The 13,814-nt window shown below is 62.7% G+C and carries 13 protein-coding genes, 1 tRNA gene and 2 pseudogenes; 6 read left to right on the plus strand and 10 right to left on the minus strand.

Annotation, left to right across the window (positions count from 1 at the left end):
• Positions 1 to 11: 11 nt before the first annotated feature.
• Positions 12 to 1,817: a DNA mismatch repair endonuclease MutL gene (gene mutL / locus ABVV53_RS11395; RefSeq protein ID WP_353984542.1), complete on the minus strand. Its 1,806-nt coding sequence runs from the start codon at positions 1,815 to 1,817 to the stop codon at positions 12 to 14.
• A gap of 270 nt (positions 1,818 to 2,087) precedes the next feature.
• Here mutL and ABVV53_RS11400 point away from each other — a divergent pair, with 270 nt between their 5' ends.
• From ABVV53_RS11400 to ABVV53_RS11425, 6 genes are all read left to right on the plus strand, one after another.
• Complete coding sequence (locus ABVV53_RS11400; protein WP_353984543.1) at positions 2,088 to 3,134, plus strand: rod shape-determining protein; 1,047 nt, start codon at positions 2,088 to 2,090, stop codon at positions 3,132 to 3,134.
• 85 nt (positions 3,135 to 3,219) lie between these two features.
• Complete coding sequence (locus ABVV53_RS11405) at positions 3,220 to 4,098, plus strand: rod shape-determining protein MreC (RefSeq protein ID WP_353984544.1); 879 nt, start codon at positions 3,220 to 3,222, stop codon at positions 4,096 to 4,098.
• A complete protein-coding gene (mreD, locus tag ABVV53_RS11410) occupies positions 4,095 to 4,646 on the plus strand; it encodes a rod shape-determining protein MreD (protein WP_353984545.1) in 552 nt (183 codons plus the stop codon). Before ABVV53_RS11405 ends, mreD begins: the two co-directional genes overlap by 4 nt.
• Positions 4,646 to 6,724, plus strand: coding sequence for a penicillin-binding protein 2 (mrdA, locus tag ABVV53_RS11415; protein ID WP_353984546.1), 2,079 nt, complete (start codon positions 4,646 to 4,648; stop codon positions 6,722 to 6,724). Before mreD ends, mrdA begins: the two co-directional genes overlap by 1 nt.
• Entirely contained in the window at positions 6,721 to 7,833 is a 1,113-nt protein-coding gene (rodA, locus tag ABVV53_RS11420) for a rod shape-determining protein RodA (RefSeq protein WP_353984547.1), read from the plus strand. Before mrdA ends, rodA begins: the two co-directional genes overlap by 4 nt.
• 109 nt (positions 7,834 to 7,942) lie before the next feature.
• Positions 7,943 to 8,018: transfer RNA gene (locus ABVV53_RS11425), tRNA-Lys, on the plus strand.
• A gap of 10 nt (positions 8,019 to 8,028) precedes the next feature.
• Here ABVV53_RS11425 and ABVV53_RS11430 read toward each other — a convergent pair.
• The 9 genes and pseudogenes from ABVV53_RS11430 to ABVV53_RS11470 all read right to left on the minus strand — a co-directional run.
• Positions 8,029 to 8,961: a tyrosine-type recombinase/integrase gene (locus ABVV53_RS11430; protein ID WP_353984548.1), complete on the minus strand. Its 933-nt coding sequence runs from the start codon at positions 8,959 to 8,961 to the stop codon at positions 8,029 to 8,031.
• Complete coding sequence (locus ABVV53_RS11435; RefSeq protein ID WP_353984562.1) at positions 8,916 to 9,155, minus strand: hypothetical protein; 240 nt, start codon at positions 9,153 to 9,155, stop codon at positions 8,916 to 8,918. The genes ABVV53_RS11430 and ABVV53_RS11435 overlap by 46 nt, the downstream gene beginning before the upstream one ends.
• Before the next feature lie 65 nt (positions 9,156 to 9,220).
• A pseudogene (locus ABVV53_RS11440) lies at positions 9,221 to 9,376 on the minus strand (helix-turn-helix domain-containing protein); the annotation flags it as partial.
• Between the two features lie 212 nt (positions 9,377 to 9,588).
• On the minus strand, positions 9,589 to 10,176 hold the full coding sequence (locus tag ABVV53_RS11445; protein ID WP_353984549.1) for an ATPase: 588 nt from the start codon (positions 10,174 to 10,176) through the stop codon (positions 9,589 to 9,591).
• Positions 10,173 to 10,529 (minus strand): ParD-like family protein, encoded by a 357-nt coding sequence (locus ABVV53_RS11450; RefSeq protein ID WP_353984550.1) that lies wholly within the window; start codon positions 10,527 to 10,529, stop codon positions 10,173 to 10,175. Before ABVV53_RS11450 ends, ABVV53_RS11445 begins: the two co-directional genes overlap by 4 nt.
• 101 nt (positions 10,530 to 10,630) lie before the next feature.
• Positions 10,631 to 11,302: a class I SAM-dependent methyltransferase gene (locus ABVV53_RS11455; protein ID WP_353984551.1), complete on the minus strand. Its 672-nt coding sequence runs from the start codon at positions 11,300 to 11,302 to the stop codon at positions 10,631 to 10,633.
• A gap of 9 nt (positions 11,303 to 11,311) precedes the next feature.
• Complete coding sequence (locus ABVV53_RS11460) at positions 11,312 to 12,205, minus strand: NAD(P)/FAD-dependent oxidoreductase (protein WP_353984552.1); 894 nt, start codon at positions 12,203 to 12,205, stop codon at positions 11,312 to 11,314.
• Positions 12,195 to 12,659: an Rrf2 family transcriptional regulator gene (locus ABVV53_RS11465; RefSeq protein ID WP_353984553.1), complete on the minus strand. Its 465-nt coding sequence runs from the start codon at positions 12,657 to 12,659 to the stop codon at positions 12,195 to 12,197. The genes ABVV53_RS11460 and ABVV53_RS11465 overlap by 11 nt, the downstream gene beginning before the upstream one ends.
• Positions 12,660 to 13,254: 595 nt before the next feature.
• Positions 13,255 to 13,814, minus strand: a pseudogene (locus ABVV53_RS11470) (IS3 family transposase); the annotation flags it as partial.

Raw genomic sequence — 13,814 nt, forward strand, 5'->3', positions numbered from 1 at the left:
CGCACTTCGCATCATTTTCGGCCGAACAACTTCTCGATGTCGTGGTGGGCTAGCTTAACCCAGGTCGGGCGTCCATGGTTGCACTGACCGGATCGGGGCGTGCGCTCCATTTCGCGCAGCAGTGCGTTCATCTCCGCAACCGAGAGCGCGCGCCCTGCCCGCACCGAACCATGGCAAGCCATCGTGGCAAGGACCAAGTCCAGTTTTTCGCCCAGCAGCAAAGCGTCTCCATGCCGCGCCAGGTCATCCGCGATGTCGCGCACCAGCGCCCCCGCGTCCGTCTTGCCGAGAACCGAGGGCACGGCGCGCACCAGCATGGCAGCCGGACCGAACCGCTCCAGCACGAGACCGAACCGCGCGAGTTCCTCGGCTTTCTCTTCCAAGCGGTCGCAATCGGGTTCTTCAAGCTCGATCACTTCTGTCAGCAGCAGCGTCTGGCTGCGCGCCATTGCGTCTCCAGCGCCGCTCGCCTTGAGGCGCTCCAGCACCAGTCGCTCGTGCGCGGCATGCTGGTCGACGATCACCAGGCCATCCTGCGCCTCGGCTACGATGTACGTGCCTGCGACTTGCCCGCGAGCGACGCCTAGCGGGTACTCGGGCGTCGGTTCGTCGGACGCCTCGACCGGCTCTGCACGGGCGGAAGGAGGCGCCATGACCGCCTCCTCGTATGAGCGCCACGCCGCACCGGCTTCTCGCACGCCCGCAGATGGCGCCGCGTGTTGGCGCGCAAAGAGCGACTCGAGCGAAGGCGACTGCGGAGGCGCTGTGCGGATCGGCTCGACTTGCCAGGCCGCCATGGCGCCGGCAGCGGGCGCTTGCGCGCTGCGCTGCCCCTGCCCTTCCAGCGCATGACGCAGCGCACCGACCAGGAAGCCGCGCACGAACGCTGGGTCGCGGAAACGCACTTCGGTCTTGGCCGGGTGCACGTTGACGTCGACGTCCTCGGGCGGAATCTCTAGAAAGAGCGCCAGCACGGCATGCCGGTCCCGCGCCAGCATGTCGGCGTAAGCACCGCGAACCGCGCCGATCAGCAGCCGATCCTTGACGGGCCTACCGTTCACGAAGAGGTACTGGTGGTCGGCCACGCCCCGGTTGAATGTAGGAAGCCCCGCTACCCCCGTCAGCCGCGCGGCGCCGCGCTCCGCATCGATGACGACGCCATCCTCGGCCAGTTCGCGGGCCACCAGACGCGCGACGCGGGCGGCGAGCGCCTCATCGGGCTGTGTAGCGATCGTGCGGCGCCCGTCGTGTTCCAGAGTGAAGCCTACGTCCGGACGAGCCATGGCCAAGCGCCGCACGACGTCCAGGCACGCCGCGTACTCGGCACGCGCAGTACGCAGGAACTTACGGCGCGCAGGCACGCGGCCGAACAAGTCTTCGACCCTGATGCGCGTTCCCGGCGGCAGGGCAGCCGGGCTATCGCCCACGGCGCCGCCGTGATCCACCACCCGCCGCCAGCCCTCGTCGCTCGCTCGCGTGCGGCTCTCGATGGTGACGCGCGATACGCTCGCGATCGAGGGCAGTGCCTCGCCCCGGAAGCCCAGCGTCGCCACCATCTCGATCCGCTCGTCCGGAAGCTTCGACGTGGCGTGACGCTCCAGTGCCAGGGAGATCTCGGCCGCCGACATGCCGCAGCCATCGTCGGTCACCTCGATCAGGTCGAGCCCGCCCGATGCCAGCCGCACGAAGATCGTCCGCGCGCCAGCATCGATGGCATTTTCCACCAGTTCCTTGAGCGCGGATGCCGGGCGCTCGACCACCTCGCCCGCAGCGATGCGGTTGACGAGATCGTCTGGCAAACGGCGGATTTCTGGCATGCGACTCCTGTGGCGCGACCCCTCGAGTATGGACGCTGTTCCCGCAAGTCGCCGGCTCGCCGCTGGGCTGCCGCGTGCTTTCGGGCTTCCCCTGTAGCGATGAACCGGCGCGGTTTCGAGACGGATCCGGGGAAAACCGTGCCAGAAATCGACACAAAATTTTAGCCTTTCCCTGTAGCATGAGCTAAGGGACCGCCTTCCTCACCACCGCCTGATTGCTTTTCCGCACCCAAGCTGCGGACAAGTGGCAGAATACCTACGGATATCTCAATGGCCTCGTTGATGTCGCGATTCTTCAAGTTCGGTTCGCAGAACATGGCTATCGATCTCGGCACGGCTAATACGCTCGTTTATGTGCAGGATCGCGGGATCGTCCTCAACGAGCCCTCCGTGGTCGCCATTGAGACGCTGCACGGCGTCAAGAAGGTCAAGGCCGTGGGCGACGATGCCAAGATGATGATGGGCAAGACGCCCGACAACATCGAGGCAATCCGTCCTCTTCGCGACGGCGTGATTGCCGACATCGAAATCGCCGAAGAGATGATCAAGCACTTCATCCGCAAGGTGCACGGCAAGAAAAGCCTGTTCCGCTATCCCGAGATCGTGATCTGCGTGCCCTCGGGTTCGACGTCGGTGGAACGCCGCGCGATCCGCGATGCCGCCAGCAACGCCGGCGCCAGCCAGGTCTATCTGATTCTCGAGCCGATGGCTGCCGCGATCGGCGCCGACATGCCGGTGACAGAGCCGGTCGGTTCGATGGTTGTCGATATCGGTGGCGGCACGACCGAAGTCGCGGTGCTTTCGCTGCGCGGCCTTGCCTACACCACGTCGGTGCGCGTCGGCGGTGACAAGATGGACGAGGCAATCGTCTCTTACGTGCGCCGTCACCATAACCTGCTGATCGGTGAAGCGACGGCGGAGCGGATCAAAAAGGACTACGGCATCGCCGTCATGCCGGCGGACGGCGTGGGCGAGACGATCCACATCAAGGGCCGCGACCTCGTGAACGGCGTGCCCAAGGAAATCACCATCAGCCAGGCCAACGTGGCCGAAGCCTTGTCCGAGCCGATCGGTGCGATCATCGAAGGCGTGCGCATCGCGCTTGAGAACACCGCGCCAGAGCTCGCCGCCGACATCGTCGACCAGGGCATTGTGCTCACGGGTGGCGGCGCGCTGATCCAGGGCCTGGACGAGTACTTGCGGGAGGAAACCGGCCTGCCGGTCAGCGTCGCCGAAGACCCGCTTTCCTGCGTGGCGCTGGGAACAGGCCGTGCGATGGAAGACCCGATCTATCGTGGCGTCCTGATGACTGCCTGAGTAAGTTGCTTCAAGGCCGCTCGCGCGGTCTCACATTGCTTCAGAGCGCGCGACTTGACCGCGCGCCGGAGAAGGAGAGAGCATCATGGCGCCGCCCCCGAACCGGCGCTCGGGCTATTCGCGCAGGGCGCAGTACACCACTTTTCTCAGCTATTCCGCTGGCGTGGCCGGCATCCTGCTGGGTATCGTGCTGCTCATAGCATCCTTCGTCCAGCCGAGCCTCTTTTCCGGCTTGCGAACCGCCGCGAGTGACGTGGTGGAGCCTGCGGGGCGCGCAGCCGCGTCGGGTCGTTCGGGGACGCAGGACTTCTTCGCCTCGATAACAGGTTACCTCAAGGCGGGAAGCGAACACGCCAAGCTTGAGCGCGAGCTGGCAGTGGCGAAAGTCCGTCTCGCCGAGGCGCGCGCGATCGAGCTGGAGAACCGTCGCCTCAAAGCGCTGCTCGGGCTGGCGCAAGCTGATCCGAAGCCTGTCGCAGTTACCAGCCTCACGAGTTCTACAGCGGTCAGCACGCGGCGTTTTGCCACGCTGGCCGCCGGCCGCGACGAAGGCGTGGATAAAGGCATGCCGGTGCGCTCGGCCCTGGGGCTTCTCGGACGCGTCCTGGAAGTGGGACAGACCAGCGCGCGGGTGCTTCTGGTAACGGATACCGAAAGCCTCGTCCCCGTCCGCCGAGCCACCGACGGCATCCCGGCTTTCGCCCAGGGCGCAGGCGACGGCACGATCCGTATCCGCCTCATCAATCTCGGCCGCAACCCGCTGCGCAAGGGCGACGTCTTCGTGACCTCGGGATCCGGCGGGTTGTACCGCCCGAACACGCCGCTTGCAGTCGTGCACAAGACGACGCGTGACGGCGCAGTGGCCTATGTGCTCGCCAACCCTGCCGACGCAGACTACGTGATCGTCAACGAGACATTCACGCCCGCGCCGCCGCCGCCTGTCAGCGTTCTGGAAACTCCGTGAGCTTCTGGCCGCAGTTCACGCGCGACGGTATTCCACGGCCGCGGATCAACCGTGCGCCCTCCCGCCTAGTGGCGAACGGTACACCGTGGATCACGGTCATGCTCGCGTCCGTTCTGCCGGGTCTTGCGCTGATCGCCGCCGTGCCGTTCATGCCGCCTTTTGGTTTCCTGATGTTCATCTCTTGGCGGCAGCTCCGGCCCGGCCTGCTGCCGGTCTGGGCAGGACTGCCGCTCGGCATGTTCGACGATCTCTATTCGGGGCAGCCATTCGGTTCGGCTGTGCTTCTTTTCTCCGCAGCGGCGATCGTCCTCGATCTAGTGGAGGCCCGCCTGCCCTGGCGCAACTTTCTGATAGAGTGGCTGGTGGCGATCGTCCTGATCGTTTCCTATATTGCCGTAGGAGTGCTGCTCGCCAATTTGAGCGGCGCCCAAACCTCCCTTAGTGTAACCTGGCCCCAGATCGTGATTTCCGTGCTTGCTTACCCTCTCGTTGGCCGCTTCGTGGCGTTGGCAGATCGGCTCCGCCTGACGCCGTTTCGGGAAATTTGATGAAGTTCAAACGTCCGCGCCATGTCAGCATGGCGACGCTGCGCAACAGCTTTGACCGGCGCAGCATCGTCGTGGCGGCCGTCCAGGGAGGGATTGGCGTTCTGCTGGCGAGCCGTATGGGTTATCTGGCGATTGCGCAGAACGAGAAGTACAAGCTGGAATCCGAGAGCAACCGGGTAAACCTCTCGCTGATCCCACCCCGCCGCGGCTGGATCCTGGATCGCCAGGATGCGCCCATCGCGTCCAACCGGGCCGACTTTCGCGTTGACGTGATCCCCGAGCGGATGACCAACGAAGCGCAGACGATCGGCGAACTGGCCAAGCTGCTGCGACTGACGCCCGTCGATCTGCAGGATCTTCAGGACAAGCTCGACAAGTCGCACGGTTTCGCCCCGGTCGAAGTCGCCTCCGGGCTGGACTGGGAGAGCTTCGCCGCCGTCAGCGTCCGGCTTCCCGACCTTCCCGGCGTCGTCACGCAGCGCGGGTTCTCCCGCTTCTATCCCAGCGGGCCGTCAGTGGGGCACTTGATCGGCTACGTGGGAGCAGCTTCAGCCGAGGAGTACGAGAAGGACCGCAACCCGCTTCTGGTTACGCCCGGCTACAAGATCGGTAAGGACGGGCTGGAGAAGATCTTCGAAAACCGCCTGCGCGGCTACCCGGGTGCCCGCCGCGTGGAGGTCACCGCCAGCGGTCGCATCGTGCGCGATCTCGAAACGCGTGAGGACGTGCCGGGGAAGCCGATCAAGCTCGCCATCGATGGCCCGCTGCAGGACTATGCCGCGCGCCGCATAGGTCTCGAGTCCGGTGCGGTGGTCGTCATGGATTGCCAGAATGGCGACCTGCTGGCGATGGCATCCATGCCGAGTTACGATCCGAACAGCTTCTCGGATGGTATCGGCCGCATCGAGTGGAAGATGCTGGCGGACGACGACCACGTGCCGTTGCGCAACAAAGTGCTGCGCGGGCTTTACCCGCCGGGGTCTACGGTCAAGCCGATGGTCGCGCTCGCATTCATGGAAGCAGGGCTGGACCCTGAAGAAAGCGTTTTTTGCGGAGGTGGCCTGCGCGTGGGTAACCGCGTGTTCCACTGCTGGAACCGGCGCGGCCACGGCCAGGTCAACATGGCCAAGGGCATTTACCAGAGCTGCGACGTCTACTTCTATCACTTTGCCCAGCGTATCGGGATGGACCCCATCGCGGCGATGGCCCGCAAGCTGGGGCTGGGTCAGGAGTTCGATCTCCCCGTCGTGGGCCAGTCCTACGGCACAGTGCCCGATCCTGCCTGGAAGAAGCGCAAGTACGGCAAGGACTGGGCTGACTACGACACGGTGAACGCCACGATTGGCCAGGGCTACTTCCTCGTCAATCCGCTGCAGCAGGCCGTCATGGCCGCCCGCATAGCCTCTGGCCGCAATCTGATGCCGCGCCTAATTTATGACGGTGAGCCCCAGAAGGCTGATTGGTTGGGGATCCCGCAAGAGCACCTCGACTATGTGCACCAGGCGATGTCCGACGTGGTCAACGGACCGGGCACCGCCGGTCGCGCCGCCTTGCCGCTCGAAGACGTGAAGCTCGCGGGCAAGACCGGCACCGCCCAGGTCGTCGGTCTGCACATCTCCAGCGGCAAGACAGGACCGTGGAAATACCGCGATCACGGCCACTTCATCTGCTACGCGCCGTTCGACAAGCCACGCTACGCTTGCGCCGTCGTCGTGGAGCATGGCGGAGGATCTGGCTCTGCCTATCCGATCGCGCGGGACGTGATGACGTACCTGTTCGACCCCAACAAGGCCGTTGAAGTGCTTCACGGCTACGAGAAGGAGTGGGGCGGCACCGCACGGGAGCGACTGGACACCAAGTACCGCTCTTATGCTGCCGCCTTCGGTGAAGGCGCGCCAAAGCCCCCTTCCGAGGAGGAGAAGGCGAACCAGGCGGCCCGCGATCAGGATGCGAACCAGCCGTTCCAGCGCGGCGCACAGGCACCTCGCCCAGAGCCGGTCGCCCTGCCCTCCAGCCCACCCGCTACTGCGGCTCCGGCGCCTGCCATCAACATTGCCCCGCCGGGGGACGGTGAATGAACCGCCTGATCGTACCCGATACCATCGCCCGGCAGCCTTGGCAGGTGCTGCTCCCTCTCTTCGGGCTCGTGATCCTCGGCGCTGCCGTGCTCTACTCCGCAGCAGGGGGGCACATGCAGCCGTACGCGCTCAGCCACTTGCTGCGCTTCGGCTTCTTCCTTGTCGTGGCGATCGTGATTTCAAGGCTTCCACGTGAGCTGTTCAAGCTTCTCGCCTACCCCGCCTACGCCGCTATTCTCATGCTGCTCGTACTTGTCGAGTTGCTTGGTGCCGTCGGCGGCGGAAGCCAGCGATGGCTGAACCTCGGCTTCATGACACTGCAGCCGTCCGAGCTCATGAAGCCCTGCATCGTTCTGGTTCTGGCGCGATTCTACGAAACATTGCCGGCGTCGGTCACAGCCAGCTGGCGCGGACTTGTCGGCGCAGGCGGCCTTATCGCCATGCCCGCCGGATTGGTGCTCCTGCAGCCGGACTTGGGAACGACGCTCGCCATATGCTTTGGCGGAGCGGTGATGATGTTCCTGGCTGGACTGCCGCTGTCGTGGTTCGTCGGTGCGGGTATTGCTGGCGTGATCGGAGCGCCGATCGCCTTCTTCACGTTCCTCCACGACTACCAGCGCAATCGCGTGCTGACCTTCCTTGATCCCGAAAGCGATCCGCTGGGAACGGGCTATCACATCACCCAATCCAAGATCGCGATTGGATCCGGAGGCCTGTTCGGCAAAGGGTTCGGCAACGGTTCGCAAAGCCACCTCAACTACTTGCCGGAAGCGCATACCGACTTCGTCTTTGCAACGATGGCAGAGGAATGGGGGATGATGGGCGGCTTGTTCGTGCTGCTCGTCTTCGCCATTCTGCTGCGCTGGGGCATGAAGGTGGCGCGTACGTCCACAGACCGCTTCGCGAGCCTCCTCGCCGCCGGCATGACGGCTACGATCTTCTTCTATGTCGCGATTAACCTGATGATGGTTATGGGCCTTGCCCCCGTCGTCGGCATCCCGCTGCCCTTCATGAGCCACGGCGGTTCCTCGATGATGACCAACATGATCTGCGTTGGCACGATCCTCGCCGTCAACCGCTGGCAGCGCCGACCACGCGGCCTCAGCTGAGAAATTTACGAAAGGCGAAAAAACCCCTTCCCATCGTTCCGACAGTCGCTATACGGGCCGCTCCCCGCCGAATCGGGACGGCTGAAAAGTCGGAACGGAACGGCAGTGTGGACGCATAGCTCAGTTGGTAGAGCAGCTGACTCTTAATCAGCGGGTCCTTGGTTCGAGCCCAAGTGCGTCCACCACTTTTCTTCTTCATAACCAAGAGTTTACGTCGTGGACGGTGACAAGCTTGATCCGCGGACGGCTCTCACTGTGACCATTTTTGTGACCTGACACCTTCAGCTTTTCCGGGCAGTTAGACTTTTTCGTGTCTGTTACCGGATTAATCAGCCGTCTGTGCCCGGTAAAATCAGCTGGTCGGCATAGGGCTGGAGATGCTTCACCGACATGTGCGCATAACGCCGCACCATCGATTCCGATTTCCATCCCCCCAAGCTCCTGAAGCACCCAGGTGGGCACATCATTCTGCCGGAGCCAGGTCGCCCAGGTGTGCCGCAGATCATGCCAACGGAAATTCTCGATCCCGCAGGCCTTCAAAGCTGCACGCCAGGTCCGCGTATTCGCATTGGCAAGGCGCTTGCCCCGAAATGTGAACACATGAACCGGATGCTTGCCCTTCTGCCGCCGTAACACGCCAAGGGCACCCTCGTTCAGGGGAACGCCGAGCGCTTCCCCGTTCTTGGTCTCGCCATATCCGATCGTGACGATGCGCCGGGTCATATCGACCTGATCCCATCGCAGATGGAGTATGTTGCCCTGACGCAGGCCGGTCGACAAAGAGAACAGCACCACCTCGCGCTGGTGTTCAGGAAGCCGCCCCATGAGCTCGGCGGCCTGATCATGGGTGAGAAACCGCACCCTGACCCGGCCACTGCGCGCATAGGTCTTGAACGCTGGCACATGCGCAATCCATTCCCGCATCGCCTTCCGGAAGATCGCGCGGATGAGCGCCACATAGAGATCCTTGGTGCGATCGCTCTTGCGAGCGAAATGGCGCGATATGAGCCGGTCGATCATGTCCCTGCTCACCTGATCCAATGTCTTGCCACGCAGATACTTGGTGAACCACCGGATCCAGCTCACATCATCCGGTAGGACTTCTTGTGTGCCTTCTCCTTCAGCCACCGCAAAGCCGCCTCGTCACAGGTCCGTTTCGGCTTCTGCTTCAGCCTGGCAAGGTCCCACAGCTCGGCCTTCAGCTTGTCGTGAAATTCGAGCGCCTTTTGCCTGTCGGTCGTTCCAGTAGAGCGTCTAATGAGCGTTCCGTCAGGTGCTGTGAGCTTGACGTAGTATTTTCCTGCACGTTTCCAGAGTGCCATAATGCCTCCTTTGTTGGGGCACTCGACTGCATTCGTGCAGGCGCAGAATAGCCCGAGCGAATCCAGGCGACAAGTTCGCCTTCCAGAAAGCGCCACTGGCGCCCGACCCGGGCCGCCGGAATGCGCCCCTCGGCCAGCAGATTGCGGATGGTATTGGGGTGCACCTTGAGCAGTGGCGCCGCTTCCCGGATTGTCAGAACGCGCTCGGCTCCCTCGCCCATGGTCAGACCTGCAGCATCAATTGCGCGGTCATGCCTTCCTCGTCGGGGAACAGCATCGCGCTGAGCGGATAGAAGGGATCGTCGATCCGCAAGCTCCAATATTCACGCGCCGCAGGGTGGGCGATCGGCTGTGCAAACGAAACTCAATGAAGAGTAGGCTCAGATTACCTGGCTGAAACCGGACAGTCTGCCGCCATCCTTCGCACTTCGCCTCAGATCTCCAAGTCTGCTTCATAAACCGTTCTGATCCAGTCGGGCAGGCGCGGCAACGCAAAGGCCAGCCGCCCGTTCGCGAATGTCAGGCAATGGCTCGGCGGCTGATTGAGGCGCGAATTGTCGAAGACCATGCTGCGATCTGCTTTAAGGACTGCGGCGCGGATGAATGGTGCGCCACGCGCATAGCGGGCACGGATCTTGTCCTCGGGGACAATATGCCCGCCTTCCTCGACGCGCGTACCGACACGCGCGACAGAAAGGTCGGGCGTATCGACGCCGACATGCATCACGATGACGGTAAAGCCTTTGGTTCGTGCTTCGTCGATCAGTTCAAGCTTGGAGGGATGCGAGAAGACCGTTTCGGTCACGAAATCCCGACCTCGAGAAAGATGGTCAGCCCGGCGCGAAGACGCGATCCTGGCCGCTTCGTAAGACGCGGCTGGAGAGGGATCGCGCAGTTCGTCGCGCTGAATGATGTCGGCGTTGATGAATGGTCCTGCGAAGCTTGGTGCTATGCGGGTCTGGTAGAGGGTCGACTTACCGGCGCCGTTGGGCCCGGCAAGCACGATCATCGTCGGCGTCATGCCTTGCGCGTGGCCTTCTCACGCACGAGATTGCCGGCTGCATCGAGGCCAACGCCCAGGCCAAGCTGCCGCCGCCGGGCAAAGAAAGCGTCTTCGTCTGATCCCGCCTGCCCCATCTTCTCGACAAAGCTGTCGAGCCAGACACCCTTTTCCTCATCAGTGAGGTCGGTTGTCTTGATGTCGCCAACGAGAGCGGCGGTGATGCGGGCATGATCGAAATTGCCCGATTTTTCGATGGCGCGGCCTATGCGCACCCAATGCGCGATCTGGCCAGCAATTGAGCGGCTCTGTAACTCGGACTCGCGGCGGACGATCTTCATGATGTCGTCAGCAAGTTTGATGGACTGGGCCATAGGTCACCTCCAACCTATGAGGTCGCATTTTGCCACCTCCTTTTCAAGGGCGTCCGAGATCAGAGTCGTTATATGTGCCGTGAGTTCAAGTTCCCTTTGCATCACGCGGTCGCAACCCATCCCCGAAAACTGAAGGCGGCATAGAAAAGAGCGATCTCGCTGAATCCCGCCTGTTCCAGCAATGCCTCCTCCTCGACCGCTGACAGGATCGGCAACTGCTTGCTCATCATTTGCGCGGAACGGGATGCCCCGGCGACATCTTGCACACCCCGATCCGCAAATAGGGCCGAACGGGCGAGCCACGCCTGGGGCGCGCTTCCTTCCGGATAGCAGTGATGGGCAATGAGCAGCCGTGCGCCGGGTTTCATCCGGCGGCGGATGTCGCGCAATACTGCTAGCCGCTCGTCCCGCTGGAGGAAATGCAGCGTCAGCAGACAGGCCGCTCCCTCGAACGGGCCCTGTGGCGCCGCGTCGATATAGCCTTGCCGAAGGTCGACGCGCCTCTGGAGAGGCCCGAGGGTTTCCCGCGCCAGATCGAGCATTTCCGCCGAGGGATCGACACCGACTAACCGCCAGCCAGGCTGCGCTTCGCCGAACGCCTTGAGTTCCAGACCACCCCCGGCACCATAGACGAGGATATCAGAATGCGGCGGCGCGCGCTCCGCCAGTAGGAGCATGGCCATGCGATGGAGGTCTGCATAACCCGGCACCTTGCGCGGTGTATCTTCGGCGTAGCGCGCAACAGTAGCCGCATCGGTAAAGGGACGCAGCATGTCCATCGTTCAACCGAAGACAAGCGCGCGATGCGCGGATGTACCGGCCGTGACGCCGTCCGCGACGGCCCAACTGACGCTATGCGGCGCGCGGGCGATATCGCCGGCTGCATAAAGGCCTGGAACCGTTGTCAGCTTGTCGCCATCGGTGTGGATGATCGGCCCGATCGGGCCTTCGTCGATCCGGGCTCCGAGTTGCTCTGCAACTGGGCTGTTCAGGCACGAGCGCGGCGCGATGTAGAGCGCAGAGACAGCGCTGCTCCGGCCATCGGCGAGTTCAATCGCAGACAGGTCCGTTCCTTCTCCTGCTAATCCCAGAACGGGAGCCGGCGCGATCCGGACGCCGCGCGCATGAAGTTGAGCGGCATCGTCCCCGGACAGTTCCGCTCCGTTCAGATAGAGCGTCGTCGGCCCCCATTCGGTGATCAGTTTCGCCTGATGAACCGACATCGGCGTGCGGTAGAGTACCCCCAACTGCCGATCGCTGAACTCGAAGCCGTGACAATAGGGACAGTGCAGGACGGTCTTCCCCCACCGCTCCTGCAAACCCGGCAGATCGGGCAATTCGTCGTGCAGGCCGAAGGCAAGGATCAGCTTACGAGCGGTGATTTCCTCACCGTGGGCAAGAGATACTGCAAAGCCATCCTCAATGGCTCGCGCCTCGCTCGCCCATGCATCCGTCAACTCCACGCTGTCATAGGCCTGAAGCTGCGCGCGCGATGTCGCGAGAATCTCAGCGGGGTTGCTGCCGTCCTGCCCCAGAAAACCATGCGAGGCCTCCGCAAACCGATTACGCGGCTTACCGGTATCGAGGACCCGAACACTGCGGCGCGCCCGCGCCAGATAGGTCGCGGCCGCAAGGCCCGCGAAACCGCCACCAATGATAATGACATCATGCTGCATGCGAGGTCTCCGGCGTGATCACGCCGCCGCGCTCAGTCAGGCGCGCGTGAAAATCGGCACTCAATTGCGCCAGGGTGATTTCGCCGAACCGGCGCAGCAGCAAGATCTCGGCGTCGTCGAAGGCCTGCCCCAGCGCCGCATTGACGGCCTGTTCGACCAGACAGCCGGGCGCATCGGTGCGATTGCCCATGGCCAGTATCTCCGGTCGCCCCAGTGCGTCGTAAATGTCGCGCAGCGTGACGGCTCCAAGATCGCAAGCGATCGTCCAACCGCCGCCATGCCCTTTTACGGAATGCACGAAGCCCTGCTCGCGAAGCCCAGCCATAACCCGGCGGATCACGACCGGGTTGGTATCCATCGCACGGGCGAGTGTTTCGGATGTCTGGGGACCGGACTGTTCAGCCATGTGCAGCAGCACATGGAGCACGCCCGACAATCGGCTGTCTCTTTTCATGTAACTTCATATGATGCGTAAATTCGCAATGTCAATGACGGCCCGAGGCTAAGCAAAGCCGCTAGAAATATCTGCTGGGGGCGCGGTATCGCCTAAAAACGGTCATTCCTCGTTTAAACAGCACTAGCTGATAGCTGCCCGCCGTTCATAGGCCCGGGGCGGCGATTTTCGAGGATCTTCCTGGAAGCCAGGTCTGGGTTGACACCTATGCCTTTACCAAAGCCGTAAATTGGACACACGTTGCTCAAGGATAACCCGACCGCGCCGTTATCACAAGGACGCGCGGAAAGGCTAACGGCTCAGCGCATCATCGGGTAGGCTACCATCAGGCCGGGCATAACTCAGTTGGTAGAGCAGGTGACTTATGAAGCTGAAATTGAAAGTTCGAAATCGCTATCTTATTGAGTTTAATCGTTGTGTTGGCGACAGTATCACTCGCACCGGCCGATGGCTTGAGCGGCGGGGCTACGAAGTTGAGAGAGTCCCGCAGCTGACGGCCCTGCACGTCCAGCGACCGAAGGGCATACCATTCACAGAGTTAAACCAATGAGGGTCCCCCGGTTTCTCATCCAGCCTAAGCTTGAGTATCCGGCGTTCATTCGGCCGCTCGGGCGGCCGTAGCAGCAGCATATTCGACCGGCGTCAGCCAGCCAAGCGATGTGTGAGGACGGCTCTCATTGTAGTCTCTCCGCCAAGCCTCAATTTTGGTCCGGGCGTCGGCGAGCGACAAGAACCAGTGGCGTTCAAGCACTCGTCGCGCAAGCGACCATTGAACGACTCGATAAACGCATTGTCCGTTGGCTTGCCTGGCCGGCTGAAGTCCAGCCCTACGCCATGCTCGTAGGCCCACCGGTCCAGCGCCTTCGAAATAAACTCCGGACCATTGTCCACCCGTATGGTCTTAGGTGCGCCGCGGACCGATGATATCCGCATCATCACAGCAACAACCTGCTCGCCCTTGATGCGCTGATCGACTTCGATCGCCAGCGCCTCTCGCGTAAAGGCGTCAACGACGGTCAGCGCCCGAAGACGCCGGCCGTCGAACAGCGCGTCCGAGACGAAATCCATCGACCACATCTCGTTCGCCGCTGCAGGCTGCCTTTCACGATTGGCAGCACTGACGTTGCGCCGCGGCTTCTTGAGCCGAAGGCTCAG

It is taken from the genome of Novosphingobium kalidii (assembly GCF_040534015.1).
Classification (GTDB): domain Bacteria; phylum Pseudomonadota; class Alphaproteobacteria; order Sphingomonadales; family Sphingomonadaceae; genus Novosphingobium; species Novosphingobium kalidii.

Coding starts and splice junctions, on each gene's coding strand:
- mutL (WP_353984542.1), bottom strand. CDS start 1,817: ATGCCAGAAATCCGCCGTTTGCCAGACGATCTCGTCAACCGCATCGCT.
- ABVV53_RS11400 (WP_353984543.1), top strand. CDS start 2,088: ATGGCCTCGTTGATGTCGCGATTCTTCAAGTTCGGTTCGCAGAACATG.
- ABVV53_RS11405 (WP_353984544.1), top strand. CDS start 3,220: ATGGCGCCGCCCCCGAACCGGCGCTCGGGCTATTCGCGCAGGGCGCAG.
- mrdA (WP_353984546.1), top strand. CDS start 4,646: ATGAAGTTCAAACGTCCGCGCCATGTCAGCATGGCGACGCTGCGCAAC.
- rodA (WP_353984547.1), top strand. CDS start 6,721: ATGAACCGCCTGATCGTACCCGATACCATCGCCCGGCAGCCTTGGCAG.
- ABVV53_RS11435 (WP_353984562.1), bottom strand. CDS start 9,155: ATGGCACTCTGGAAACGTGCAGGAAAATACTACGTCAAGCTCACAGCA.
- ABVV53_RS11445 (WP_353984549.1), bottom strand. CDS start 10,176: ATGACGCCGACGATGATCGTGCTTGCCGGGCCCAACGGCGCCGGTAAG.
- ABVV53_RS11450 (WP_353984550.1), bottom strand. CDS start 10,529: ATGGCCCAGTCCATCAAACTTGCTGACGACATCATGAAGATCGTCCGC.
- ABVV53_RS11455 (WP_353984551.1), bottom strand. CDS start 11,302: ATGCTGCGTCCCTTTACCGATGCGGCTACTGTTGCGCGCTACGCCGAA.
- ABVV53_RS11460 (WP_353984552.1), bottom strand. CDS start 12,205: ATGCAGCATGATGTCATTATCATTGGTGGCGGTTTCGCGGGCCTTGCG.
- ABVV53_RS11465 (WP_353984553.1), bottom strand. CDS start 12,659: ATGAAAAGAGACAGCCGATTGTCGGGCGTGCTCCATGTGCTGCTGCAC.